This window comes from Kocuria nitroreducens (genome assembly GCF_042879195.1).
GTDB lineage: Bacteria > Actinomycetota > Actinomycetes > Actinomycetales > Micrococcaceae > Kocuria > Kocuria nitroreducens.
On the sequence record NZ_JBHZTC010000015.1, the window covers coordinates 41,973 to 65,920 of the forward strand.

A 23,948-nucleotide genomic window follows, 5' to 3' on the forward strand; every position below is an offset into this window, starting at 1 on the left:
TCAGGCGACCGGCCGGGCGGCCCTGTCGCGGGGCCGTCCGGCGGCGAGCCGCTGGGCGAAGAGCACGACGATCAGCGCCACGTCCACGACGTCCCCGCCGTAGTACATGAGCTGCGCACCGGTGCGGGCGTCCGACGCCCCGACCCCGTCCGGGGGGTGCCCGTACAGGTGCTTGGCGAGCGCCGAGTGGGCCGCCAGGAAGCCGACCAGCACCGCCGCGCGCAGCGGGAACGAGCCCCGGTGCGGGTTCGGGTCCACCCCGGCCACCGCCGCGGTGAAGACGCAGCCCGCCAGCAGCACGTGGAGGTGCACGGCCGCGTGCATGAGCACCGAGGCGTGCATGAGGCCGTACAGCCCGGTCGTGTAGAGCAGCCACAGGCTGCCGCCGTTGAGCGCCCCGGCCACCACCGGGTGGGTCACGGCCCGGGCGGGCGCGGTGCGCAGGAGACCGGACACGGCCCGGGCGCGGGCCACGGGCAGCGCGCGCAGCGCCAGCGTCACGGGGGCTGCGAGCACCAGCAGCAGCGGGGCGGCCATCCCCAGCAGCAGGTGCCCGGCCATGTGGGCGGTGAAGCTAGCGCGGGCGGCCTCCGCCAGGGGACCGACCAACGCCGCACCGGCGCACAGCAGCCCCGCGTACCACAGCACCGTGCGGTGCACCGGCCACGGGCCGCGGTGCCGCGCCGCCCACAGGCCCGCGGCCCAGCCGGTGGCGCCCAGGCCGAGCAGGACGAGCACGGTCCCGTCGAAGAGGGCCCAGCCGGTGGCGGCGTGGTGGTGCGTCATCGCCCCGGGCGGACGCGGCGGGTCCGGCGCAGCAGCACGAGTCCCGCCGCGAGCGCGAGCAGGGCCGTGCCGATCCACGTGGCGTCGTAGACCAGCAGGTCCACGTCGTAGCGGATCTGGTGGATCCTGAGCACCTTGTGCAGGACCACGCCGTCGAAGAGCTGGAACGCGCCGAGACCCGCGAGCAGGCCCCCGCTCCAGCGGCGCCAGGACATGGCGCCCCGGCGCCGGATGTCGGCGAGCAGGAAGAGGGAGCCCACGGTGACGAACCAGCCGAAGGCGTGGAAGAGCCCGTCCGAGGCGAGGGCGACGCCGGTGGTGGACAGGTCGTAGAAGTGGTGCCAGTGCAGGATCAGGTGGAAGACGGCGAGGTCCACCACGGAGGCGGCGATGCCCGCCCCCAGCAGTGCGCCGGCGAGCAGGGTCCGGCGGTCCTGGTCGGCCATGGTGTCCTCCTGGTGCGGACGGGCGGGGTCGCGGTCCAGCCTACGGTGGCGCCGCCGGCTGTCCAGGGCCCGGTTGTCCGCGCCCCGGCGGGCGGACCGGCCCGGGTGGTTCAATGGCACGGTGCGCAACGACAACCTGACCCGCCGCGAGACCGCCGACCGTTCCGAGCTCGTCGCCGTAGAGAGCTACGACGTCCTGCTGGACCTGTCCGCCGCACCGGACGCGGAGGCGGACTCGTTCCGGTCCGTGACCACGGTGCGCTTCGGCGCCGAGGAGGGCGCCCAGACGTTCCTGGACTTCATCGGGCACTCCGTGGAGTCGGTGACGGTCAACGGCCGGGAGCTGGACCCGGACGACGTCGTCGAGGGCGCACGGATCCGCCTGCCCTCCCTCGGGGCGACCAACGAGGTGTCGGTGGCCGGGCGGGGGTTGTACTCCCGCTCCGGGGAGGGCATGCACCGGTTCGTGGACCCGGCCGACGGCCGGGTCTACCTGTACACGCAGTACGAGCCGGCGGACGCCCGCCGGGTCTTCGCGAACTTCGAGCAGCCGGACCTCAAGGCGTCCTTCCGGTTCACGGTGCTGGCGCCGGACGGCTGGCAGGCCTCCTCCAACGGGGTGCGCATGGCGGTGTCCCCTGCCCCGGAGGCCGAGCGGGCCGGGGCGGTGCGCCACGAGTTCGCCCCCACGGAGCGGATCTCCACGTACATCACCACGGTGCTGGCGGGCCCGTACCACCGGGTGGCGGGCGAGTGGCGGCACTCCTTCGAGGACGGCAGCCGCATGTCCGTGCCGCTGGCCCTGTACTGCCGCGCCTCGCTGGCGGAGCACCTGGACGCGGGCACCGGCGCCCGGGAGCTGTTCGACCTCACCCGGCAGGGCCTGACGTTCTTCACCGAGCTGTTCGGCTATCCCTACCCGTTCGGCAAGTACGAGCAGGCGTTCGTGCCCGAGTACAACCTGGGCGCCATGGAGAACCCCGGGCTGGTGACCTTCACCGAGGAGTACCTGTTCCCGGACGGGGCCACCCGCGCCCAGTACCAGGGGCGGGCCAACACCCTTATGCACGAGATGTCCCACATGTGGTTCGGGGACCTCGTCACCATGACGTGGTGGGACGACCTGTGGCTCAAGGAGTCCTTCGCGGAGTTCATGGGGGCGCACGCGTCCGTGCAGGCCACGGACTTCGAGGAGGCGTGGATCGCGTTCGCGGACCGCCGGAAGGCCTGGGCCTACCGGCAGGACCAGCTGCCCACCACGCACCCGGTGGTCGCCGACGTCCAGGACCTCGAGGCCGCCCGGCAGAACTTCGACGGCATCACCTACGCCAAGGGCGCCGCGGTGCTCAAGCAGCTCGTGGCGTTCGTGGGCTACGGCCCGTTCGTCGACGCGTGCCGCGCCTACTTCCGTCGCCACGCCTACGGGTCGACCACCCTGGAGGACTTCCTGGCCGTGCTGGAGGAGGCCTCCGGGCGGGACGTCCGCGGCTGGGCGGAGTCCTGGCTGGGCACCTCCGGCGTCGCCTCCCTGGCCCTGGACCTCGCCCGGGACCACGACGGCACCGTGACCTTCGCGGCGCTGCTCCAGGACCCCGGCTCCGGGGTGCTGCGCCCGCACCGGCTGCTGCTCGGCGGCTACGAGCGCGGGCCAGGGGACCTCCTGGTGCGCACCGGCACGGTCAGCGTGGACCTTCCCGCCGAGTCCTCCGTGGAGGTCCCCGAGCTCGTGGGCTCGACCGCGCCCCTGCTGGTGGTCAACGACGAGGACCTCACCTACGCCAAGACCCGCCTGGACCCGCTCTCGCTCACCACGGCCCTGAGCTCGCTGTCCTCCGTGGAGGACGACATGGCCCGCGCCCAGCTGTGGTCGGGACTGTGGAACGCAACCCGGGACGCCGAGCTCGACCCCGGGGACTGGGTGGGCGCCGTCCTGGACCACGGTTTCGCGGAGCCCCGGACCGGGATGCTCTCCACCGCCGTGGACCACGCCGTGGAGGCCGTCGAGCGGTTCACCCCGACGGCCCGTCGGGAGCGGCTGCGGGGACGGCTGCTCGACGCGGCCGTCCGGGAACTGCGCCGCTCCGACCCCGGCAGCGACCGGCAGCTGGCCCTCGCCCGGCTCACCGCCCGCACGGCCCGCCGCGACGGGAGCCACGCCGGCTGGCTGCGCGACCTCCTCGGCGGGCGGGACGCGCTGCCCGGGCTGCGGCTGGGCTCGGAGCTGCGCTGGGCGCTGTGGACGGCGCTGGCGGCCACCGGCCACGGCGAGGACTCCGGGCTGGACGACGCCCTGGAGCGGGAGCGCGCCGCGGACCGGACCCGCACCGGGCAGGTCGGGTGGGCCCGCACCCGCGCCGCCCGCCCGCTCTCCCGGGCCAAGGCCGAGGCGTGGGAGGCGATCACCGGTGACTTGCTGTCCAACGACCTGCTGAGCGCCACGGTCGCCGGCTTCCAACTGGGCCCGGCGGAGCTGGTGGAGCCGTACCGCGAGCCGTACTTCGCCATGCTGGAGGAGGTGTGGGCGCGCCGCTCGATCGGGATGGCCACCCGCATCGCGCAGGGGCTGTATCCCGCCGGCGCCGACCTCGAGCCGGGCCACGACCCCGAGCACCACCCGGTGCTCGCCCGCACGGAGCTGTGGCTGAGCAACCACGCCGGGGCGCCCGCCGCGCTGCGCCGGATCCTGGTCGAGGAGCGGGACCACCTGCTGCGGGCGCTGCGGGCGCAGGCGGCAGCACGCCCCTGAGCGCCCGCCCGCACGCCGAGTCCCCGGACCGTGACGTTCCCCCGGTGCGCACCGGGGGGATCGTCACCGTCCGGGGACCGGATGACGGCGGGCAGCCGGACGTGCTGCGGTCGGGGCCGGCGCGGCGTCAGGTGGCGGTGCGCCCCGAGCGGCGCAGCACGCGGTCGACGGCGCGCTGGGCGTCCTCGTTGGACTTGAACACCCGCCGGTCGAGGCTCTGCCCGAGCGACATCGACGAGTTGCCCAGCTGCAGCAGGTTCACCTTGGAGTCGTTGCGGTGCTCGCGGCGCGGCTGGGGCGCCTGCGGACCGGTCCGGGCGTCATAGGCCATGGTGGATCCTTTCCGTGACAGCTCCAGTGTAGGAGGCCGCCGCCCCAGTGAACAGAGCGCCGCCGGTCATCGGCCGTGCCGCCGCGCCCGGGACGTGTACCCGCCCCGGTCCACGGACCGCCGCACCCACCAGGTGCGCGCCACGAGCACGAGGGACAGCACGTGCAGCAGCACGAGCACCGACCAGTACGCCGCGGCAGCCTCCGGGGTGAGGGGGACCGAGGCCGCGCCGGCGAGCATCAGCATGACCATGGCCTCCAGGTTCAGCGCGTAGCGCAGGGGCCGCATGACGCGCACCGAGATGTCGTGCTCCGGCTGCCGGCTGATCCAGGAGAGCAGCACCGCCACCACGGACATCACGATCGACGCCGCTGCGGAAGGCACCTGCCAGCCCGGTCCCAGGACGTGCTCCCGCACGCTCGACACGAGCCCCAGGAGCAGCAGGACCGCCGTGATGACGCTGACCGCCACGGAGGCGAACGCCGTGATCCCCTGCCGCGCCGGCAGGATCACCATCTCGCAGAAGGCGTCGTCGAAACGGGACGTGGGCCGCAGCGCCAGGTGACCGCGCACCGCCCCGGGCCACTGCCGCACGGTGCGGTCCTCGGCGAGCACCCGGTCCACGGCCCGGTGCGACCCCCCCTGTCCCCCGGGGCGGCCGCCCTCGTGCGAGAGGACCGTGAACTCGTGCAGCCGGACCTCCGCGGGCACCGTCAGCTCCAGGTGGAAGCTGCGGCAGGACGCGAGGTCGTGCAGGCCGACCCGCCCCACCCAGGGCATCCAGCAGTGCCGCAGCCGGTCCCGGGCGCGCGGCCTCCGGCCGGCGGCGTACTGCTCGTCCATCGAGTACTTGAGCACCAGCCGGCGTCCGGCGAACTCCGCGGGCAGTGCGAAGGTCAGCAGGAAGCCGCGGGCCAGCTGGTCGGCCACCGTGGTGAACAGGGCGAGGTCGGCGTCCCAGTGCTCGGCGTCCTCCGCCGGCAGCCGCCCCCGGTCGACGAGCTCCTGCACGACCGTGCGCAGGTGCTCGCAGTAGGCCCAGAACCCGTCGAGGGCGTCCTCCACGAGCAGCTCGGGGGCGTGCACGACGGCCGGGACGTGGTCGTCCGCCAGGACCGCTGCCTCGGCCGGCGGCAGCTGCTCCGGGATCAGTCCGCGCAGGAGCAGCTCGGCGAGCGCTCCGTTGTCCTCCGTGCTGAGGACCGGGACGGGGTCGCCCTGGCAGACCGCGTCGAAGTTGCGCAGGGGCTGCTTGGCCTGGATGGTCACGGGCACCAGCAGCCGGCCGGCGTCGTCGGCCGGCCACGGGGCGCGCGCGGCGAGGTCGACGTCGAGGGAGACCTTGCGGCGGGTGACGCCGTCGGGACTCATGAGCACGGACTCCACGCGGCGGTGGATCCAGTCGGCGGGGCTGAGGAACAGCGTGCGCAGCACGTCGACGTCCACCGCCGGGCGGTCGGGCTCGGGCGGGAGGACAGGTCCCTGGGGCATCCGCGCGCCTCCTCTACGGATCCCGGTCCGGCTCTCGTCCCGGGGCGGCCACCGGGGCCCGCCCGGTGTCCTGATCGGTCATCATTGCACCAGTCAGCGCGGACACCGTACGGGTCCGGCGATGAACCGGGCCTCCCGGGAATCGTGAGAAGCTATTGACGACTTGATGCCCCAGCTCCATCGAGGGAGACCATGACCGACTACGCGCTCAACGACCGCGGCTCTCTGGAGATCGTCACGGAGAACTTCTACGACACCGAGATCATGCGGGTGTTCGGCGGTCTGTCCTTCGGCAAGCTGCGCACCTGGACGGGCAACGCGGCGCTCGTCCCGGAACCGGACAACCCGTTCGACCCCCACACCGTCTCGGTGCGGATCGGGCCCAACAAGATCGGTCACCTCGCCCAGCAGGACGCGCAGCGGTACTGGCCCTATCTCGCGCGGGTCATCGCGTCCGGCTACACCCCGGTGGCGCCGCTGAAGCTCGAGGCCACGGTCCTGCGCCAGGACGGGCAGGCGGAGGTCGACGCCTCGGCGCGGCTGTCGATCGCCGCCCCGGACCTGCTGTTCCCGCTCAACACGCCCCCGGCGCAGGCCGCGGTGCTGCCGCAGGGCCCGTCGATCAAGGTCCTGGACGAGCAGGAGTTCGCCGAGTACCTGCACAGCGTCATCCCCCCGTCCGGCGAGGGCCGCGTCATGCTGACCCTGGAGACCAACAAGGTCCGCAACCACCACGGGCAGACCCTGGACATCGTCGACGTGCTCTACGAGCGCCGTCAGGTGGGCCGGCTCTCCACCCAGATGTCCGAGCAGTTCATCCCGATCATCGACCACGCCTTCCAGCGGGAGAAGCTCACCGCGGTGTGGGGCACCATCCGGGGCTCGGCCTTCGAGGTCTCGATGACGCTCCAGGCCGCTCGTCCGGAGGACATCCCCGCGGAGTGGTTCGAGCAGCTGCCCAACGACGTCCCCGAGCTGCTGCCGCCCGGCGGCAGCCACGCCGTCCCGGACGCCTACGTCCCGGCCGAGGCCGACCGCTCGCGCAACGCGAAGAAGTGGCGGAAGGGCCTGGCCGTGTCCGCCGCGGGCGGCGCCGAGCGCGATCCGCACGACGACGACGACGTGTCCGCCCAGCGGTCCTCCGCCGGCCCGGGGACCGGTGTGCTCGGCCGGGTGCACGTGGCCGTGTGGGTGCTGCTGGCCATGACCGTGCTGCTGGGCGGGGTGGGCGTGCTGTTCCTGGGCATCGAGCCGCTGGTGAGCGCGCTGTGCTTCATCGTGGCGGTCGCGACCGGGTTCATGTCCTTCTACCTGGCCCGGATGAGCACCGGAGTGGCCCGCCGATGATCAGCCGCCGGGAACGCTTCCTCCAGATCCTCGAGGTCCTCTCGAAGCACGGCTTCGGCTTCGCCCTCGGCGGCATCAAGGAGGAGTGGCGCGCCCCCCTGGCCCGGGTCCGGCTCATCGACCCGAACAAGCTCTACAGCCAGCCCGTCCACCTGCGGCAGGCCCTCGAGGAGCTCGGTCCCACGTTCGTGAAGCTCGGCCAGGTGGTCTCGACCCGGCCGGACCTGCTGCCGCCGCGGTACGTGCAGGAGCTGACGCGGCTGCAGGACAACTCGCCACCGGTGCCGCCGGAGCGGATCCGGGCGATGATCGAGTCGGAGCCCGACTCTGCGGCTGAGGACATCCTCGCCGAGATCGACCCGGTGCCCCTCGCCACCGGCTCGATCGGCCAGGCGCACGCGGCCGTCTACAAGGGCGTGGACGTCATCGTGAAGGTGCGCCGTCCCGGCGTCGTCGAGGAGGTCAACCGCGACCTCGAGATCCTCTCGGAGCTGGCCAAGCTGATGTCCACCTACTGGCCGGCGGTGCAGCACTTCGACCTCGAGGGCCTCGCGGACGAGTTCGCCCAGTCCCTGCGGGACGAGCTGGACTACCTCACGGAGGGCCGCAACGCCCAGCGGATGGCCGAGAACTTCAGGGGCGACCCCCGGGTGCACGTCCCGGAGATCTTCTGGGAGGCCTCGACCTCCCGGATCCTCACGATGGAGCGGATCCGGGGCATCAAGATCAACGACTACCCCGCGCTCGAGAACGCCGGGCTCGACCGGCACCTGCTGGCCGTGGACTCGACCGAGGCCATCTGCCGGATGATCTTCGAGCACGGCTTCTTCCACGCGGACCCGCACCCCGGCAACCTCTTCGTGGAGACCGGCGGGCGGATCGGGATCATCGACTTCGGGATGATGGGCACCCTCACCGACGAGTTCCGGGACCACCTCGTGACCCTGATGCTCGGCGTGGTGCAGGAGAACCCGCGGCGGGTCGCCGCGGGGCTGCTCGGGCTGACCTCGCAGGAGCAGGACGTCAACAAGAAGGAGCTCGAGCGGGACGTGGCGTTCCTGCTGCGCCGCTACTCGAACAAGCCCCTGCACGAGGTGCGGGTGGGTCACCTGATGGGCGACCTCATCGGGATGCTGCGCCGCTACCGGATGCACCTGCCGCGCGAGTCCGCCCTGTTCCTGCGGATGCTCGTCACGGCGGAGTCCGTGGGCACCGGCCTGGACCCGGAGTTCGACCTCGTCACGGTCCTCACCCCGTACGCGCAGCGGTTCGTGCTGCACCGGCTCTCCCCCGAGATCCTCGCCAAGCGGATGCGCGACATCCTGCAGGACGCGGTGCAGATGGGGGTCGAGGCCCCCGAGTACCTCCGGCGGCTCATCGTGGTCCTGGAGCGCGGCGGCTTCGACGTCCACCTGCGCGCCGACGAGATCGAGCCGCTGCTCCGGCGCGGCGAGAAGATCGGCCACCAGGTGGTGGCCGGCGCGGTGATCGCCGCGTCCATCAACGGCATGGCCCACATCCTCGCGTCCGACCCGGAGCGGTGGCGGAAGTTCCACACCCCCCTCATCGCCGGCGGTGCGACCACCGTGGGCACCCTCACCGGCTACCTCGTACTCTCCACCAACGTGCCCAAGGTCCGGCGCCTGGCCAACACCATCCGGGTCCGCCGCCGGTTCTGAGCCGCCCGCGGCGACGTCCCGGCCGCGTGCCCGGGCGGCCCGGGGCCGCCCGGGCTCAGTCGCCGGCCGGCGGCATCTCGAGGTGCACGACCTTCACCTGGGTCATCTCGTCGAGGAGCTCGGGCCCGTAGCCGAAGCCCGCGCCGGACGCCCGGCGCGGCTGCGCCGCACCGCCCGGGGCGCCCCCGAAGACGTTGTTGACCTTCAGCGTGCCCACCGGCAGCTCAGCCACGGCGCGCTGGGCGTGGGCGATCCGCCCGGTGAGCACGGTCGCGGCCAGCCCGTACCGGTCGGCCGCGGCCAGCCGCAGCCCCTCGTCGAAGCTGTCGACGACCTGGACCGGGGCCACCGGCCCGAACGTCTCCTCGGTCATCACGGTCATCCCGGGGGTGCACCCGCGCAGCACGGTGGCCGGGTAGAACGCGCCGGGGCCCTCGGGGACCTGCGCGCCCTCGACCACGACCGCCCCGTGGGCGACGCTGTCGGCGACCTGGCGGTGGACCTCCTCGCGCATCCGCTCGTCGACCAGCGGGGCGAGCGTGCCGTCGGTGTTGCGCCGGCGCGCCTCCTCGGCGAGCGCCGTGAGGAAGGGCTCGGCGACGCCGCGGTGGACGTAGATCCGCTCGACCGCCACGCAGATCTGGCCCGAGTTGGCGAACGCGCCGAGGGCGGCCTGCCCGGCGGCCCACCCGGGGTCCACGTCGTCGTCGACCACCAGGGCGTCGTTGCCGCCGTTCTCCCGGATGACGTGTGCGCCGGTGCCGACCGCGGCACGGGCGATGGCCTCCCCGGTGGCGGTGGCGCCGACGTGGGCGAGGACGTCGACGTCGGGCAGGGCCGTGAGCAGCTCCCCCACGGCGGCGGCGCCGGTGACGGTGGTGAGCACACCGGCGGGGAGGGCTTCGGCAAGGATCTCCCCGAGGCGGGCCCCGACGTGCGGGCAGCGTTCGCTGGGCTTGTGCACCACGGTGTTGCCGGTGACGACCGCGGCGCCGAGCAGACCCGCGGCCACGGCCACGGGGTCGTTCCACGGCGTGAGGGCGACGACGACGCCGCGCGGCTCCGCGACGGTGTAGTCGGCCGCCAGCACGCTGCCCCGCAGGCTGTGGCCCCGGTGCACCGGGCCGAGCTCCGCGTACTGGTGGAGCGTGCCGACCCCGGCCATGACCCCGCCCAGGGACTCCTCGACGGGCTTGCCGGTCTCGCGGGCGTTGAGCTCGGCGAGCTCCTGGGCGTGCTCGGCGAGACGGTCGGCGGCGGCCCGCAGGGCCTTGCCGCGCTCCTCGGGGGCGGTCCGCGCCCAGTCGCGGGCGGCGCCGCGGGCGGTCGCGACCGCGGCACGCACATCTTCCTCCGTGGCGGCGGCCACGGTGCCGACTGTGGAGCCGTCCCGGGGATCCTGCACGGTGAGCTCGGTCGTCGGGGCGGTGGCGGGTGCTGCGGTGGTCATGGAACTCCTTCTCCGTTCGGGCGGGCGTCCACCGGACGTGCGGGTGCGGACACCCCGGGGACCGTCCTGATGAGCATACTGATGAACGGGCCGGGACCGGTTACGGTAGCAGTGACCAGGCCGCCGCACCCGCGGGGCCTGCCCTGAGTTCCGACCAGGAGCAGCACGCCCGCCCGCGGCACCGGCCGCGGGCGCGGCCGTGTCCAGCAGAGAGGAAGTTGCATGAGTTTCCAGTCCACCAACCCCGGCCGGGTGCTGATCACCGGCGGTGCCTCCGGGCTCGGCGCCGCCGTGGCGGAGGCGGTCCGCGACAGCGGCGGCACCCCCATCGTCCTGGACCGGGATATCAGCACGCTCACGGGCGTCACCGCCTTCGAGGTGGACGTGGCGGACACCGCTGCGGTCACCGAGACGGTGCGCCGGGCGGCGGAGGCCGCCGGCGGCCTGGACGCGGTCGTCACCGCCGCCGGCATCGACCGCTGCGGCCGGCTCGAGGACGTGGCGAGCACCGAGTGGGAGAAGGTCGTGCAGGTCAACCTGTTCGGCACCGTGTCCACGGTGCGTGCGGCGCTGCCCGCGCTGCGGGAGTCGCGGGGCCGGGTCGTCACGGTGGCCTCCACCCTGGCCCTGAAGGGCGTCTCGGACGCGACGGCGTACTGCGCGTCCAAGTTCGGGGTGCTGGGCTTCAGCCAGGCTCTCGCCGCGGAGCTCAAGGGCGAGGTCGGCGTCACCCAGCTCATTCCCGGCGGCATGAAGACGCACTTCTTCGACGACCGGGACGAGCAGTACAAGCCCCAGGACGACTCCCAGCTCAACGATCCGGAGAACGTCGCGAACGCCGTCCTGTTCGCCCTCGCCCAGCCCCGCGGGTGCGAGATCCGCGAGCTGTTCGTCGCCCACGCCGAGGAGGGCTCCTGGCCCTGATCGGCACACGGCCCCAGGACCGGCCGGGCCGGACGGTGGAAGCACCGTCGGGCCCGGCCGTCGCCGCTGGTGAGAGGGTCGTTGTCCCCACAACGGGGTACGCCGCGCAACGGACCGGTACGATGCGTGCGCATCTAGAATGGGAAGCACTCCCCGACCCAGCAGAAAGGCCCGACGTCAGCGTGGACTCTCCCCTCGACACGACGGTGGCACGCGAGCCGATCACGGTGCGCTGCCTCGACGACCACGGACGGCCCGTGAGCCTCTCGGCGCGCACGCTCGGCCGGGGCTCCACCGACCTGCAGGACCTGCTGCGCCGGGCCTACGCCGCCGTCCGGGGGGACTGCCCCTCCGAGACCGTCACCATCTCCTTCATGGAGGACTGCGAGGGCAGGCTGCAGCTGGAGTACCTGGTGGTGGACCGCACGCGCCCGAGCCGCTGGCGCAGGACCCGTGACCGGTGCCGCGCGGTGGGCATCCAGGCGGCGCTGAGCGAGGCGACCATCGTCGTCACCCTCGCGGTTGAGGCCGTCGGGGTGGTTGCGGCCGCGTCCACGGCCCACTGGTCGGAGGGCGACACCCCCGACTTCGTCAACGTGGTCCTCGACGGCGCGCGCACCGTCCGGCTCCCCGGCGCCGTCCGCGACATGCTCCGCGACGAGACCGCGCTGGAGCTGCTGCGGGGAACGCTGGGCATGTTCCTCGACGACGACGTCGAACAGCTCATCATCGGCAAGGACCGCGAGCTGCCGGGCCGCTACCAGGAGACCGTGGTGACCCGCTCGCCCGCCCTCGTGCGCTTCCTCGAGGGCGCGCCCCTGGCCTCCTGGGCCGGTGGGGGGCCGGAGCGGTCCTGACCGGGCCGGCCGGCCCGTCGCCGGTCCGCTGTCCTTCCGGCACCGGGCGCCGCCCTGCCGGCGGGGCCGCGCGGCGCGACGAATGTCGGAGGCGGCGGCCATGATGGTCCCCACCGAGCACCCGAACAGGGAGGAGCGCGACGTGGGACTGATGGCGCCGTTGCAGGACAGGCTGCGCACGACGTTCGCCGGGCAGGCGGACCGCGTGCCGGAGTGGGAACTGGCGCTGGCCGAGGGCGAGGACGCCGGGTTCTTCCGGCCCGGTTCGGCGGTGTGGGCCGTGCACGGCTCGATGGCGACCATCCCCGCGGGCGTGCGCGCCCTGCTCACCCAGGCCCTGCACCCGGGAGCGCTGGCAGGTGTCGTCGAGCACTCCGACTACCGGAGCGACCCGCTGGGACGCCTGGCCGGGACCATCCGGTGGATCTTCACCGTCACCTACGGGGACACCACCGCCGCGCACCGGGCCTCGGCGCACGTCCGCGGGATCCACGACAGCGTGCGCGGCACCTACACCGGGGCCGACGGCGTGCGGCGCCCGTACTGCGCGAACGACCCCGACCTCGCCGAGTGGGTCCACCTCGCGTTCACGGACGCCTTCCTGCGCTGCCACCAGCGGTGGGGCGGGCCGATCCCGGGCGGGCCCGACGCCTACGTGCGGGAGTGGGCCGTGGCCGGCCGGCTGATGGGCGTCGAGCGGCCGCCGCGCTCCGAGGCCGAGCTGGACGAGCGCCTCCGGGCCTTCGGCCCCCGCCTCGCCGGGGGCCACCGGGTGGACGACGTCGTGGCGTTCCTGCGCCGTCCGCCCCTGGACCCGGTGCTGCTGCCGGGCTACCGGGCCCTGTTCGCCGCCGTCGTGGACTCGCTGCCCGAGGACCGGCTGGACCTGCTCGATCTCGAGCGTCCGCGGCTGGGCCCCGTGCCGCTGCCCGTGCGGGGCGCCGCCGGGCTCACCCTCGCGGTCGTCGGCAGGGCCCTCGGGGAGACCGGGCCCAGCGAGGCGGCCGCACGCCGCCGCCTCGCGCGTCTCGGTCTGCTCCCAGAGCCCACCGAGCTCAGGCCGACGCCTCCTCGGAGCCCGCGCGGCCGGTGAGGTGGTCGTAGGCCTCCGCGGCGGCCGAGGCCACGCCGTGCCAGGTCCGTCCCGGCACCACCCGGCGTCGGCCCTCGCCGCCCAGGCACCGGCGGACGGCGGGGCACTCGAGCATCATCCGCAGGACCGTGGCGAGGGTCTCGGGCTCCTCCGGCGGGGTGAGCATCCCGGTGATGCCGTCGGCCACCGTCTCGGCGAGCACGGGCAGCCGGGAGGCGACCACGGGGGTCCCGGTCGCCAGGGCCTCCACGGACTCGGTCGGGACCGTGGCCCGGGTGACCGGTCGGTCCTTGCGGGCGACCACGAACACGTCGAACGCCTGGTGGTACTGCACCACCTGCTCGTCCGGGACCCGTCCCGCGAAGCGGACCCGGCCGCGCAGGCCGAGCTCCGCCGCCAGCCCCTCGAGCTCCCGTCCCGCCGGGCCGTCTCCCACGACCACCACGAGCAGTTCCGGCACGTCCGCGCTCACGAGGGCGGCGGCGCGCAGGAGGTCGTCGAGGCCCTCGTGCTCCACCAGGTCCGCGACCGCACCCACCACCCGGGCCGTCTCCGGCAGCCCCAGCACCCGGCGCGCCTCCCGCAGGGGGCGGGGATCCGCCAGGTAGGGACCGTCCACGGCGGGGGGCGCCACGCGGACCGGCACCGGACCGGCCGGCAGGGTCCGCGTCAGCGCCCGCACCCGCTCGCCCATGGCACGGCTCGTGGTCACGACGTCGGCCGCGTCGGCCAGGACCTCGGCCTCGCGGTCGCAGTCGAGCCGGTGGCGCTCGCTCGCGGCGGCCTCGGCGGGCCGGGCGGCCGCCCACCGGTCCGCCGGCAGCTCACGCACCTCGTAGACCCACGGGATCCCCAGGGCCTCCGCCACCGCACGGGTCACGAGGGCGTTGCCGGGCCGGCTCGTGGTGTGCAGCACCGCGGGCCGCGCGCGCAGCGCCAGCCCGAGCAGGGTCTGCGCCTCCTGCTGCAGCCGTGCCGTGGGGAGGAGCGCACGGCGGGCGGGCAGGATCCGGTGGTAGGCGACGCCGTCGAGGACCTCTGCGGCCACCCCGTGCGCCCTGCCGTCGACGGGCAGGGGACCGGGGCGCGTCACGGCGGTCACGGTCCAGCCCTGGGCCACGGTCGCGGAGAGCAGGGAGTGGTTGCGCGGGGCGCGGCGGTCCCGGGCGCGCGGCGGGGTCTCGGCGAGCACGTGCAGCACGGACGAGGGCTCCGGGCGATAGCCCACCACCGGGGTCAGGGCGGGCCGCCAGCCGGAGAGCAGCCGCAGCTCGTCCTCGTAGTGGAGCAGCCGGCGCCGCTCCCCCGGCGTGGCGCGGCCGGCGGCCACGGCGCGCCGCAGTTCGCCCACGGCCTCCGAGATCCGCCCGACGTGGCGGTTCCGGCGGGCCCTCGTGCCGGCGACGTCCTTCGTGCCGGGCGGCACGTGCGCCAGGAGCCGGTCGGCCTCGGCCACGAGGCCCGCGGACAGGGCGGCCTCGGCGAGGCGGCGGGCCGCGCCCGGCGCGGGGCGCCCGCGGTGGGCACGGCGGAGCCGGCTCTCGAGCTGCCTCTCCGCGCGGACGTCCGCGCCCAGCGTACGGGACACGGCGGCGCCGGCCTCGGGCCAGGGCCTGCCCAGCAGGGCGCGTACGGCGGGTCGCGCCGCGCCGGTGGGGAGGACCCGGACCGCGGGCAGCCAGAAGGCCTCGGGCTCGTCGTCCGGACTGAAGGGGCGGGGGGTGTGCGGCATGGCCTTCTCGCGGGGGTCAAGAGGGGCCGTCCCGGTCGATCACGGGGCGTGCTGCGGGCGGGGGGAAGATGCACCTCGCCGGGTCGAGAGCCGGCGGGGAACTACTGATCGTCAGGGCTCAGCGTAGCAAGACATCGGCCCGGTTCGTCCGCGGCGACTGCCGTGCCGATCCCCGCCGTCGTCCCGAGGTCGGCCAGGACGGCGGACGGGCCGTCCGGGGACAGGGGGCGGCCGCGTCCGGGGGCCGTGGACATCCGCAGTTCCTCCGCCGAGGAACCGGCCAGGTCGGGGGCCGACCGGCGAACCACCTCGGCCACCCGGCCGACCGGGGGCCGACGGGGTCGTCGCCGTCCGGACCCTCGGCGGGACGCCGCCGAGCTCGAGCGCAGAGGCGAAGGACAACCCGGACGGGTCAGGGCACCCGGGCGATCCACTCCGGGGTCGCGAACTTCGTGGCCACCAGCTCGCGGGCGGCGGTGAGCTCGGCGTCGCGGACGGCGCCCGCCACGGCCCCGTAGCGTGCCGCGAAGACCTCCATGAGCGTGTCCACGACGTCGGCACGGGCCATGCCGGTCTGCCGGCGCAGCGGGTCCACGCGCTTCTTGGCCGAGCGGTGCCCCTTGTCCGAGAGCTTCTCCTTGCCGATCCGCAGGACTTCGGTCATCTTCTCGGCGTCGATGTCGTAGCTCATGGTCACGTGGTGGACCATGCCGCCGCCCGCGAATCGCTTCTGCGCGGCTCCGCCGATCTTGCCGTGCTCGGTGGCGATGTCGTTGAGGGGGACGTAGAACGCCTCCAGGCCCATCTCCTGCAACGCCTGCACGACCCACCGGTCGAGGAACGGATAGGACTCCGAGAAGCTGAGGCCGTCCACCAGCGACTGCGGCAGGTACAGCGAGTAGGTGATGCAGTTGCCCGCCTCCATGAACATGGCCCCGCCCCCGGAGACGCGGCGCACCACGGAGACACCGTGCCGCCGGGCGCCCTCCGCGTCCACCTCGTTGCGCAGGGACTGGAAGGACCCGATGACCACGGACGGCTCCTCCCAGTCCCACAGCCGCAGGGCCGGCGGGCGCCGGCCCGCGCCCACCTCGCGGGCGAGGACCTCGTCGAGCGCCAGGTTCTCCAGGGTGGGCCGGACCGTGGGCGGGATGACCTCCCACGCGTGGTCCTCCCACGTCGTGGCGTGGGCCAGGGCCCGGCGGACCGCGGTGGCGACCGCCTGCGGGGAGAAGCCGAACAGCACCGCGTCGTGCGCGAGGGCCGCCTCGACGGCCCCGACGATCTCCTGAGGGGAGGTGTGCTCGCTGAGCCCGGTCAGCGCCGCGTTGATGTCCTCGAGGGCCTCGTCGGGCTCGAGGAAGAAGTCCCCGTTGACGGAGACGTCGGCCAGCCGCCCGTCGACCACGCGCAGGTCCGCGACCACGAGCTTGCCGCCCAGCACCTTGAACTCCCCGTGCCGCCGCTCCTGCGCCATCCGCGTCCTCCCGTCGTCCGTGCTGGTGGTCCCGGGTCAGCCTACGCCGGGGCCCGGGGGCACGGCGCAGGCCCGGACCGGTGCGGTCCGGGCCTGCGGGCGAGCGTGCGGGACCCCGCGAGCGGGACGAACGTCAGCTGCTGGACTTGCCGAAGTTCTTGAAGCGGGCGTTGAAGCGCTCCACGCGACCGGCGGAGTCCATGATGCGCTGCTTGCCGGTGTAGAACGGGTGGGACTCCGAGGAGATCTCGACCTCGATGATCGGGTACTCGTTGCCGTCCTCCCACGTCTCGGTCTTCTTCGAGGTGGCGGTGGAACGGGTCAGGATCGTCTTGCCGGAGGCCAGGTCGCGGAAGAGGACCAGGTGGTAGTCCGGGTGGATGTCAGTCTTCATGGGGTTCGAACCTTTTCGTCGGTGCCTGGATTCTGCCAGTCACGGTTTCGCTCGGTGGGCGGTGCGCCGTCGTCGTCCGTCCGCGCGGTCCCGGAAGGGCTTGGGCATCGGGCACCAGCCGTCCAGCGTACCGGATCGCCGGTGGAAATTCACGTGCCGTCCCGTCGGACGGGGGCCCGGTGGGGGCCGGGCCCCTCGCCCGCGCTCACGTCGCCGCTGGGGTCACCACCGGTGGGCGACGTCGACGACGAGCCGTGATCCCTTGCCCGGCCCCTCGAGCACGAACACCCGGAACGGCAGCCGGGCGCGCACGCCGAGGCCGACCGAGGTCCTGGCCTCGAAGCTGCCGCCCCAGGCGACCTGCCGGAAGGTGCGGTAGCCGTGGACGTCCACCAGTGCCCCGGGGTCGTCGAACTCGTAGGTGGCCCGACCCTTCCCGTCGTACGCGGGGGCGTTGACCGAGATCACCAGGTCGGTCCCGTGCAGGGGGATGGGGTCGCCGGAGCCGATGCCCTCGAAACCCTTGTATCGGACGTCGTAGCCCCGCACCTTGCCGTCGAGGTCGATCACCAGCCGGTCGAAGCAGCGGTGCTGCCCCGCCCGGACGTCGGTGACGTGGGGGTAGCGGGGCGTGGTGGCCTCACCACTGCGGGCCTTCGCCGTGGAGCCCCACGTGATGCCGCAGTACGGCGTCGCGGCGGTGGCGCTGCTGGGCGCGATCAGCCCCAGCCCCATGGCCAGCACGAGTGCTGCCAGCCATGAGATCAACTTCTTCATGATGCACCTTCTCGATGACCCCTCGCGCCCCCGTCGGGCTCGAGCGGGTGCTCCCATGATCCGCCTTCTCGAAAGCTAAGTCTCCCGGTGAGAGCGAAGTGGAGCAGCAATCGTTATGGGCCGGGCCGACACCGCCGAGGTCCTGCCGCCGTGGCCGTCACGGCGCGCGGGCCGGCCGCCCCGCGCGCCGGCCGGAGCGCTCAGCCGCGGTCGGGCCGCGTCTCCCAGAAGGCTACGGCCGAGGCGGCGGCGACGTTGAGGGAGTCCACGCCGTGGGACATCGGGATCCGGACGGTGAGATCCGCATGGTGGACGGTCGCGGCGCTCAGCCCGTCGCCCTCGGTGCCGAGGACCAGGGCGAGTCGCTCGTCCTGGCGGGCGGACAGCTCCCGGAGGCTGATCGCGTCCTCGCTCAGGGCGAGCGCCGCCGTGGTGAAACCCGCGTCCTTGATCCGCTGCAGGTCGGCGGTCCAGTGCTGCAGCCGGGTCCACGGGACCTGGAACACGGTGCCCATGGAGACCCGGATGGACCGCCGGTACAGGGGGTCGGCGCAGCGCGGGGTGACAAGCACGGCGTCGACGTCGAGCGCGGCGGCCGAGCGGAAGATCGCCCCCACGTTGGTGTGGTCGACGATGTCCTCCAGGACCGCCACCCGGTGCGACGACGCCAGGAGCTGCTCCAGCTCCACCGGCTCCGGGCGCTGCATGGCCGCCAGGGCGCCGCGGTGCAGGTGGAAGCCGGTGATCTGCGTCAGGACGTCGTCCTCGCCCACGTAGAGGGGGACGTCCGGGTGCTCCGCCAGGACGTCGGCGAGGTCCTCGAGCCACTTCTCGGCCATGAAGAAGGAGCGGGGCTCGTGCCCGGCCGCGAGCGCCCGGCGGAGGACCTTGGACGACTCGGCGATGTACATGCCGCGCTCGGGCTCGAGCTTGCGGCGGAGCCTGACGTCGGTCAGGCGGGCGTAGTCGGCCACACGGGGGTCGTCGGCGCCGTCGAGGCGGATCGGGCGGGGGGTGTCGGTCACGGGGTCTCTTCGTGGTCGGGGTCGTCGCAGAGGAAGGTCGTCGCAGAGCGAGGCCGCCCCGATCGTAGCGGGTGCCAGGAGCCTCCGGTGTCAGAGCAGCCGGGACACCAGGTTGACGAGGGCCACGACGCCCAGCACCACGATCACGGTGCGCAGCACGACCGGTGAGAGCCGGCGGCCGATCTTGGCTCCGGCCCAGGAGCCCACGGTGGAGCTGACGGCGATGAGGAGCACCACCCACCAGTTGATGCGGTCGAGGGCGAACAGGACGTAGGAGGCGGCGGCCACGATGTTGACCAGGGCCACGAGCACCACCTTCACGGCGTTCGCGGCCTGCAGGGAGGCGAGCAGGAACACACCGAGAATGCCCAGCAGGAGCACCCCCTGGGCGGCCACGAAGTAGCCGCCGTAGACGCCGGCCAGGAGGACCAGGGCGTACAGGGACACGGGCTGCGGGGCGCGGTCCGGGTCCAGGGGCCGCGGAGTCTGCCCGCGGGCCCGCGCCGCCGCGGCGGCGGCCTCGGCCTGCTCGTCCTTGCGGCGGCGCACCAGCGCCTGGAGCCGCGGCTGGAAGATCACGAACAGGAGGGCGACGACGATCAGTGCCGGCGCGGCGTAGCCGAACACGCTCTCGGGCAGGTGCAGTAGCAGGGCCGCTCCGAGGACGCCGCCGGCCACCGAGAACGGGATGAGCTTCAGGAGGGTCCGCTCGACGCCCTTGAGCTCGTGGCGGTAGTGCCAGGCGCCGGTGAGGTTGCCGGCGATCAGGCCCATGGCGTTGGACATCGAGGCGGTCACCGGTGGCACGCCCATCGTGACCAGCACGGGGAACGTCACGAGGGTGCCGGAGCCCACGATCGTGTTGATCAGCCCCGCCCACACCCCCGCCAGGAGGATGAGTCCCACCTGCCAGCCTTCGAACGGCAGGGTGGCCGCGAGGTCGGCGACGGCGTCCAGGGCGTTCTGCACGGACACGGACGCCGGGTCAGGACCGGGCGAACGCTGCGTAGCGGTTGCCGACCTTCACCAGCTTGAGGGGCAGGCCGAAGGTCACGGAGAGGTTCTTCTGCGTCATGACCTGCTCGACGGGCCCCGAGGCGACGACCCGGCCCTCGCGCAGCAGCAGCGCGTGGGTGAAGGCGTCGGGCACCTCCTCCAGGTGGTGGGTGACCATGACGACGGTCGGCGCGGTCTCGTCCCGGGCCAGCTCGTCCAGCCGCGCCACCAGGTCCTCGCGGCCGCCCACGTCGAGCCCGGCCGCCGGTTCGTCCAGCAGCAGCAGCTCGGGATCGGTCATCAGTGCCCGGGCGACGAGCACACGCTTGCGCTCCCCCTCGGACAGGGTCCCGAAGCGGCGCCCGGCCAGGTGGCCGATGCCCCACGCGTCCAGGAGCTCCCGCGCCTGGGCCTCGTCGGCGTCGTCGTAGTTCTCGATCCACCGTCCGGTCACGCCGTAGGCGGCCGTGACCACGCAGTTGCGCACCGTCTCCGCCTCGGGGATCTGGGCGGCGAGCACCGTGGAGCTCAGGCCGATCCGGGGACGCAGCTCGAAGACGTCCACCGCGCCGAGGATCTCGTCGAGGATGTCCACCATCCCGCGGGTGGGGTGCAGCCGGGCCGCGGCGACGGACAGCAGCGTGGTCTTGCCGGCGCCGTTGGGGCCGAGCACCACCCATCGCTCGCCCTCGTTGACGACCCAGTCCACCGACTCCAGCAGGGTCTTCTGCCCGCGGACCACGCTGACGTCCACCATCTCCACCACAGCACTCATACGGGCCACTGTAGGGCACCGGGCCGCGGCGGTCCCCGCGGCGGTGCCCGGCACCGGACGGGTGCGACCGTGGGCACGGATACACTGGCCGCATGACCACCGACCTCGCCGTGATCGCGTTTGCCCAGAATCCGGACCCGGAGGCCCGTGAGCGCATCCTCGCCCTGGTGCAGGACGCCGGCGCCGAGGTCGAGCGCTTCTCCACCGTGCGGGTGACCGGCCCCGGCTCCGCCGGCCCGGACTCGGAGGTCCCCGGCTACAACGCCTTCACCGCGCTCGTGCACGGCACCGACGCGACCGCCCTGCTGGCCGCCCTGCGCCCCGACCCGCTGACCCAGATGCTGCCGGGCGTGGACGTCAACGTGATCCCGACCACCCTGTTCGACCCGAGGCACAAGAAGCTGCTCGTCATGGACGTCGACTCCACCCTCATCCAGCAGGAGGTCGTCGACATGCTCGCCGCCCACGCGGGACGCGAGGCCGAGGTCGCCGCCGTGACGGAGGCGGCCATGCGCGGGGAGCTGGACTTCGCCCAGTCCCTGCACGCACGGGTCGAGGCCCTCGCGGGGCTGCCCGCGTCCGTGATCGACGAGGTCCGGGCCGCCGTGCGGCTCTCCCCCGGCGCGGACGTGCTCGTCAAGGCCTTCCTCAGGGAGGGGCACGCCGTGGCGGCGGTCTCCGGGGGCTTCCTGGGGATCCTCACCCCGCTCGCCGAGCAGCTGCGGCTCACCCGGCACGCCGCCAACACCCTCGAGGTCGTCGACGGGAGGCTCACCGGCAGGGTGCTCGGCGAGGTCGTGGACTGCACCGTCAAGGAGCGGTGCCTGCGGACCTGGGCCGAGGAACTGGGCGTCGCCGCCGAGGACGTCATCGCCGTGGGCGACGGCGCCAACGACATCGACATGCTCACGGCCGCCGGGCTCGGCGTGGCCTACAACGCCAAGCCCGCCCCGCGCGCGGCCGCCGACGCCCAGATCAACCTGCCGAACCTGGATGCGGTCCGCTTCTTCGCCGAGCTCTGACCGCCTGCCCCCGCCGGCGCCGCCCCGGTCGGACGCCCCTGGGGTGCCACCTGGCCGTAGAGTGGGCTGCACCACGCGAAAGGGTCGAGCACGAGACCACGCCCGGCCACGAGGAGAGACAGTGACGGCACCCGGTGCGCCCCGGCAGCGCCCCGGCTTCCTGGTCCGGATGATGCTGCTGCACCTGACGGTGGTCGCGGCCGTCGTCCTCCTCTGCGGCGGGGTCTACGCCTGGCTGACCTACGAGCGGCTGGGCCGCGACGCCGAGCAGCGGGCGCTGTCCATCGCCCGGTCCGTGGCCGCCGACGACGACGTCCGCGCGGGCGTGGCGGAACTGGTCGGGGCCGGTCCCGGGGAGCTCGACCCGGACGTGCTGTCCCGGGGCGCCCTGCAGCTCGCTGCCGAGGACGTCCGCGGCCGCACGGGGTCCCTGTTCGTGGTGATCACCGATGACGCCGGTCTCCGGCTCTCCCACCCCAACCCCGAGCAGCTGGGCCGGCCCGTCAGCACGGATCCCACCGAGGCTCTGGCCGGACAGGAGGTCACGAGCCAGGAGCGCGGCACGCTCGGGCACTCCGCCCGCGCGAAGGTCCCCGTGTACGCCCCCGGAACGGACGCCGCCGTGGTGGGCGCGGTGAGCGTGGGGATCTCCCGCGCGGACGTGCTCGCCACGCTGGAGGAGGACATCACCCCCGTGGCGGCCACCGCCGTCGGCGCCCTGGGTCTCGGCGCGGCCGCCTCCGCGGCGATCGCCCGCCGCCTCAAGCGACTCACCCTCGGGCTGGAGCCGGAGGAGATCGTCGGGCTCGCCCAGGACCAGGAGGCCGTGCTGCGCGGGGTCGACGAAGGCGTGATCGGCGTCTCGCCCGAGCACCGCATCACGGTGGTCAACGCCGAGGCGGGACGCCTGCTGGGCGTGGCGGAGCCCTCCCGGCTCGTGGGGACCCCCCTCGCCGAGGCCGGCCTGCCGGCGTCCTTCCCAGCCCTGCTCGCCGCGGCGACGCCCGCGTCCCCGGCCGTAGAGCAGGTCGTCGGCCGGTACGTGCTCATCGTCTCCGCCCGCGCCGTCCGCCCGGCCCGACCGGGACTGCCGCCCCTGGGCTGGGTGGTGCTGATCCGGGACCGCACCGAGCTGCAGTCCCTGACCCGGCAGCTCGACGCCGTCGGCGCCCTCAGCACCGCCCTGCGCGCCCAGCGCCACGAGTTCGCCAACCGCCTGCACACCATCTCGGGGCTGCTCGCGATCGGCGACGCCGAGGAGGCCCGCCGATACGTCTCCGAAGTGACCGAGACCGGGCCCCTGACCTACCCGGCCGAACGGGCCGAACTGCTGCGGGACCCCTACCTGCAGGCGTTCCTGGGAGCCAAGAGCGTCGAGGCCGCCGAGCGCGGCGTGAGCCTGCGCGTCGGTGCGGACACCCTGGTCCGCGGCCGGATCACGGACCCGCAGGACGTCACCACCGTGATCGGCAGCCTCGTGGACAACGCCGTCCGTGCCGCCGTCCAGGGCGTTGCGCAGGACCGGTGGATCGAGGTCGAGCTGCTCGACGACTGGACCGGCGGGGAGGGCACCCTGCACCTCGTCGTGGCCGACTCCGGCGATGGGCTCCCCGTGGAGGACCCCGAGCCGATCTTCGCCCAGGGCTGGTCCACCGCCGGACCGTCCACCGCCGTCCTCGGCGGATCCGGGAACGGCCTCGGAACGCCGTACGACGCGCTGCCCGACGTCCACGGCCAGGGCTTCGGCCTGTCCCTGAGCCGTGAGCTGGCACGCCGGCGCGGCGGGGACGTGTGGGTCGCCGACCCCGGACGCCCCGGCGGGCCGGGAGCGGTCTTCTGCGCGCGACTGCCCGGTACCGTGGTCCGCGATCCCGGACCCAGGGCCGACGTCCGCGACGACCGGTCCGCCGACAGAGCAGGAGGTGCAGGATGAGCGACGACCTGGTGGTCCTCGTGGTGGACGACGACTTCCACGTGGGACGGCTGCACGCCGGCTTCGTGCACGCCGTGCCGGGCTTCACGGCGCTGACCCCCGTGGGCACCGCCGAGCAGGCGATGCGCACCGTCCACGCCCACCAGCCCGACCTCGTGCTGCTGGACGTCTATCTGCCCGACGCGCTCGGACTGGACCTGCTGCGCGTCCTCGACGTGGACGTCATCATGCTCACCGCGGCGGCCGACCCGGCCTCCGTGCGGACCGCCGTCCGCCGCGGCGCGCTCGCCTACCTCATCAAGCCGTTCCCCAACGAGCGGCTGGCGCAGACCCTGCGGGCCTACGCCCGGTACCGCCGGCTCCTCGCCGACCGGGACGCGCTGACGCAGGAGACCGTGGACCGCGCACTGCACGCCCTGCACCCGGGCGAGGCCGCGTCCTCCGGCGAGCGCACCCGGTCCGCGACGGAGGCCTCGGTCCTGGCGGCACTGGAGGCCGGGGTGGCCCTGTCGGCCGCGGAGATCGCCCGCAAGGTCGGTGTCTCCCGGGCCACGGCCCAGCGCTACCTCTCCGCACTGGCCGAGGACGGATCGGTCGAGATCCAGCTGCGCTACGGGAGCACCGGGCGCCCCGAGCACCGCTACGGGCCGGCCGCACCCTGACGCCA

At 74.0% G+C, this 23,948-nt stretch carries 22 protein-coding genes; 9 read left to right on the forward strand and 13 right to left on the reverse strand.

From position 1 onward, the window contains the following. Nucleotides 1-786: a cytochrome c oxidase assembly protein gene (locus tag ACFYE1_RS11595; RefSeq protein ID WP_387742882.1), complete on the reverse strand. Its 786-nt coding sequence runs from the start codon at nt 784-786 to the stop codon at nt 1-3. Further along, nucleotides 783-1,232 (reverse strand): DUF2243 domain-containing protein, encoded by a 450-nt coding sequence (locus ACFYE1_RS11600; RefSeq protein WP_387742884.1) that lies wholly within the window; start codon nt 1,230-1,232, stop codon nt 783-785. Before ACFYE1_RS11600 ends, ACFYE1_RS11595 begins: the two co-directional genes overlap by 4 nt. Before the next feature lie 121 nt (nt 1,233-1,353). Between ACFYE1_RS11600 and pepN the strand changes: the two genes are divergently transcribed. After that, a complete protein-coding gene (gene pepN / locus ACFYE1_RS11605; RefSeq protein ID WP_387742887.1) occupies nt 1,354-3,978 on the forward strand; it encodes an aminopeptidase N in 2,625 nt (874 codons plus the stop codon). A 127-nt stretch (nt 3,979-4,105) separates the two neighbouring features. Here pepN and ACFYE1_RS11610 read toward each other — a convergent pair whose 3' ends face one another. Beyond that, complete coding sequence (locus tag ACFYE1_RS11610; protein ID WP_387742889.1) at nt 4,106-4,309, reverse strand: hypothetical protein; 204 nt, start codon at nt 4,307-4,309, stop codon at nt 4,106-4,108. Nucleotides 4,310-4,375: 66 nt separating this feature from the next. Beyond that, nucleotides 4,376-5,800, reverse strand: a complete 1,425-nt coding sequence (locus tag ACFYE1_RS11615; protein ID WP_387742891.1) for a hypothetical protein — start codon at nt 5,798-5,800, stop codon at nt 4,376-4,378. A 192-nt stretch (nt 5,801-5,992) separates the two neighbouring features. Between ACFYE1_RS11615 and ACFYE1_RS11620 the strand changes: the two genes are divergently transcribed. Then, nucleotides 5,993-7,147: a hypothetical protein gene (locus ACFYE1_RS11620; protein WP_387742892.1), complete on the forward strand. Its 1,155-nt coding sequence runs from the start codon at nt 5,993-5,995 to the stop codon at nt 7,145-7,147. Then, a complete protein-coding gene (locus ACFYE1_RS11625; protein ID WP_387742893.1) occupies nt 7,144-8,826 on the forward strand; it encodes an ABC1 kinase family protein in 1,683 nt (560 codons plus the stop codon). Before ACFYE1_RS11620 ends, ACFYE1_RS11625 begins: the two co-directional genes overlap by 4 nt. A gap of 55 nt (nt 8,827-8,881) precedes the next feature. Here the strand turns inward: ACFYE1_RS11625 and ACFYE1_RS11630 are convergent, their stop codons facing one another. Continuing rightward, nucleotides 8,882-10,276 carry an aldehyde dehydrogenase family protein gene (locus tag ACFYE1_RS11630; protein WP_387742894.1) on the reverse strand — a complete coding sequence of 465 codons (1,395 nt, stop codon included), beginning with the start codon at nt 10,274-10,276 and terminating at the stop codon, nt 8,882-8,884. Nucleotides 10,277-10,498: 222 nt separating this feature from the next. Here ACFYE1_RS11630 and ACFYE1_RS11635 point away from each other — a divergent pair, with 222 nt between their 5' ends. The 3 genes from ACFYE1_RS11635 to ACFYE1_RS11645 all read left to right on the forward strand — a co-directional run bounded on the left by ACFYE1_RS11635 (nt 10,499) and on the right by ACFYE1_RS11645 (nt 13,150). Beyond that, the gene (locus ACFYE1_RS11635) at nt 10,499-11,200 is read left to right on the forward strand and encodes an SDR family oxidoreductase (protein WP_387742896.1); all 702 of its coding nucleotides are present in this window, start codon (nt 10,499-10,501) and stop codon (nt 11,198-11,200) included. 182 nt (nt 11,201-11,382) lie between these two features. After that, a complete protein-coding gene (locus ACFYE1_RS11640) occupies nt 11,383-12,057 on the forward strand; it encodes a hypothetical protein (protein WP_387742897.1) in 675 nt (224 codons plus the stop codon). A gap of 103 nt (nt 12,058-12,160) precedes the next feature. Next, nucleotides 12,161-13,150: an oxygenase MpaB family protein gene (locus tag ACFYE1_RS11645; RefSeq protein ID WP_387742988.1), complete on the forward strand. Its 990-nt coding sequence runs from the start codon at nt 12,161-12,163 to the stop codon at nt 13,148-13,150. Here the strand turns inward: ACFYE1_RS11645 and ACFYE1_RS11650 are convergent. The 8 genes from ACFYE1_RS11650 to ACFYE1_RS11685 form a co-directional block, all read right to left on the reverse strand. Beyond that, a complete protein-coding gene (locus tag ACFYE1_RS11650; RefSeq protein WP_387742899.1) occupies nt 13,113-14,882 on the reverse strand; it encodes a glycosyltransferase family 4 protein in 1,770 nt (589 codons plus the stop codon). The two genes, ACFYE1_RS11645 and ACFYE1_RS11650, sit on opposite strands and share 38 nt — an antisense overlap. 101 nt (nt 14,883-14,983) lie before the next feature. Next, nucleotides 14,984-15,136 carry a hypothetical protein gene (locus ACFYE1_RS11655; RefSeq protein ID WP_387742900.1) on the reverse strand — a complete coding sequence of 51 codons (153 nt, stop codon included), beginning with the start codon at nt 15,134-15,136 and terminating at the stop codon, nt 14,984-14,986. Nucleotides 15,137-15,294: 158 nt separating this feature from the next. Beyond that, the gene (locus ACFYE1_RS11660; protein ID WP_387742902.1) at nt 15,295-16,359 is read right to left on the reverse strand and encodes a lipoate--protein ligase family protein; all 1,065 of its coding nucleotides are present in this window, start codon (nt 16,357-16,359) and stop codon (nt 15,295-15,297) included. Between the two features lie 133 nt (nt 16,360-16,492). Then, nucleotides 16,493-16,753: a type B 50S ribosomal protein L31 gene (locus tag ACFYE1_RS11665; RefSeq protein ID WP_387742904.1), complete on the reverse strand. Its 261-nt coding sequence runs from the start codon at nt 16,751-16,753 to the stop codon at nt 16,493-16,495. A 222-nt stretch (nt 16,754-16,975) separates the two neighbouring features. Continuing rightward, the gene (locus tag ACFYE1_RS11670; RefSeq protein WP_387742906.1) at nt 16,976-17,530 is read right to left on the reverse strand and encodes an AMIN-like domain-containing (lipo)protein; all 555 of its coding nucleotides are present in this window, start codon (nt 17,528-17,530) and stop codon (nt 16,976-16,978) included. 200 nt (nt 17,531-17,730) lie between these two features. Then, complete coding sequence (locus ACFYE1_RS11675; RefSeq protein ID WP_387742907.1) at nt 17,731-18,555, reverse strand: TrmH family RNA methyltransferase; 825 nt, start codon at nt 18,553-18,555, stop codon at nt 17,731-17,733. A 90-nt stretch (nt 18,556-18,645) separates the two neighbouring features. Continuing rightward, nucleotides 18,646-19,524, reverse strand: coding sequence for a sulfite exporter TauE/SafE family protein (locus tag ACFYE1_RS11680; protein WP_387742990.1), 879 nt, complete (start codon nt 19,522-19,524; stop codon nt 18,646-18,648). 16 nt (nt 19,525-19,540) lie between these two features. Continuing rightward, nucleotides 19,541-20,326: an ABC transporter ATP-binding protein gene (locus ACFYE1_RS11685; protein ID WP_387742908.1), complete on the reverse strand. Its 786-nt coding sequence runs from the start codon at nt 20,324-20,326 to the stop codon at nt 19,541-19,543. A gap of 92 nt (nt 20,327-20,418) precedes the next feature. On the opposite strand from ACFYE1_RS11685, the gene serB reads away from it, so the two are divergent. From serB to ACFYE1_RS11700, 3 genes are all read left to right on the forward strand, one after another. Then, a complete protein-coding gene (gene serB, locus ACFYE1_RS11690; RefSeq protein WP_387742909.1) occupies nt 20,419-21,348 on the forward strand; it encodes a phosphoserine phosphatase SerB in 930 nt (309 codons plus the stop codon). Nucleotides 21,349-21,469: 121 nt separating this feature from the next. Then, a complete protein-coding gene (locus ACFYE1_RS11695) occupies nt 21,470-23,281 on the forward strand; it encodes a sensor histidine kinase (protein WP_387742911.1) in 1,812 nt (603 codons plus the stop codon). Beyond that, nucleotides 23,278-23,943: a response regulator gene (locus ACFYE1_RS11700; RefSeq protein WP_387742913.1), complete on the forward strand. Its 666-nt coding sequence runs from the start codon at nt 23,278-23,280 to the stop codon at nt 23,941-23,943. Before ACFYE1_RS11695 ends, ACFYE1_RS11700 begins: the two co-directional genes overlap by 4 nt. The last annotated feature ends 5 nt before the right edge of the window (nt 23,944-23,948 follow it).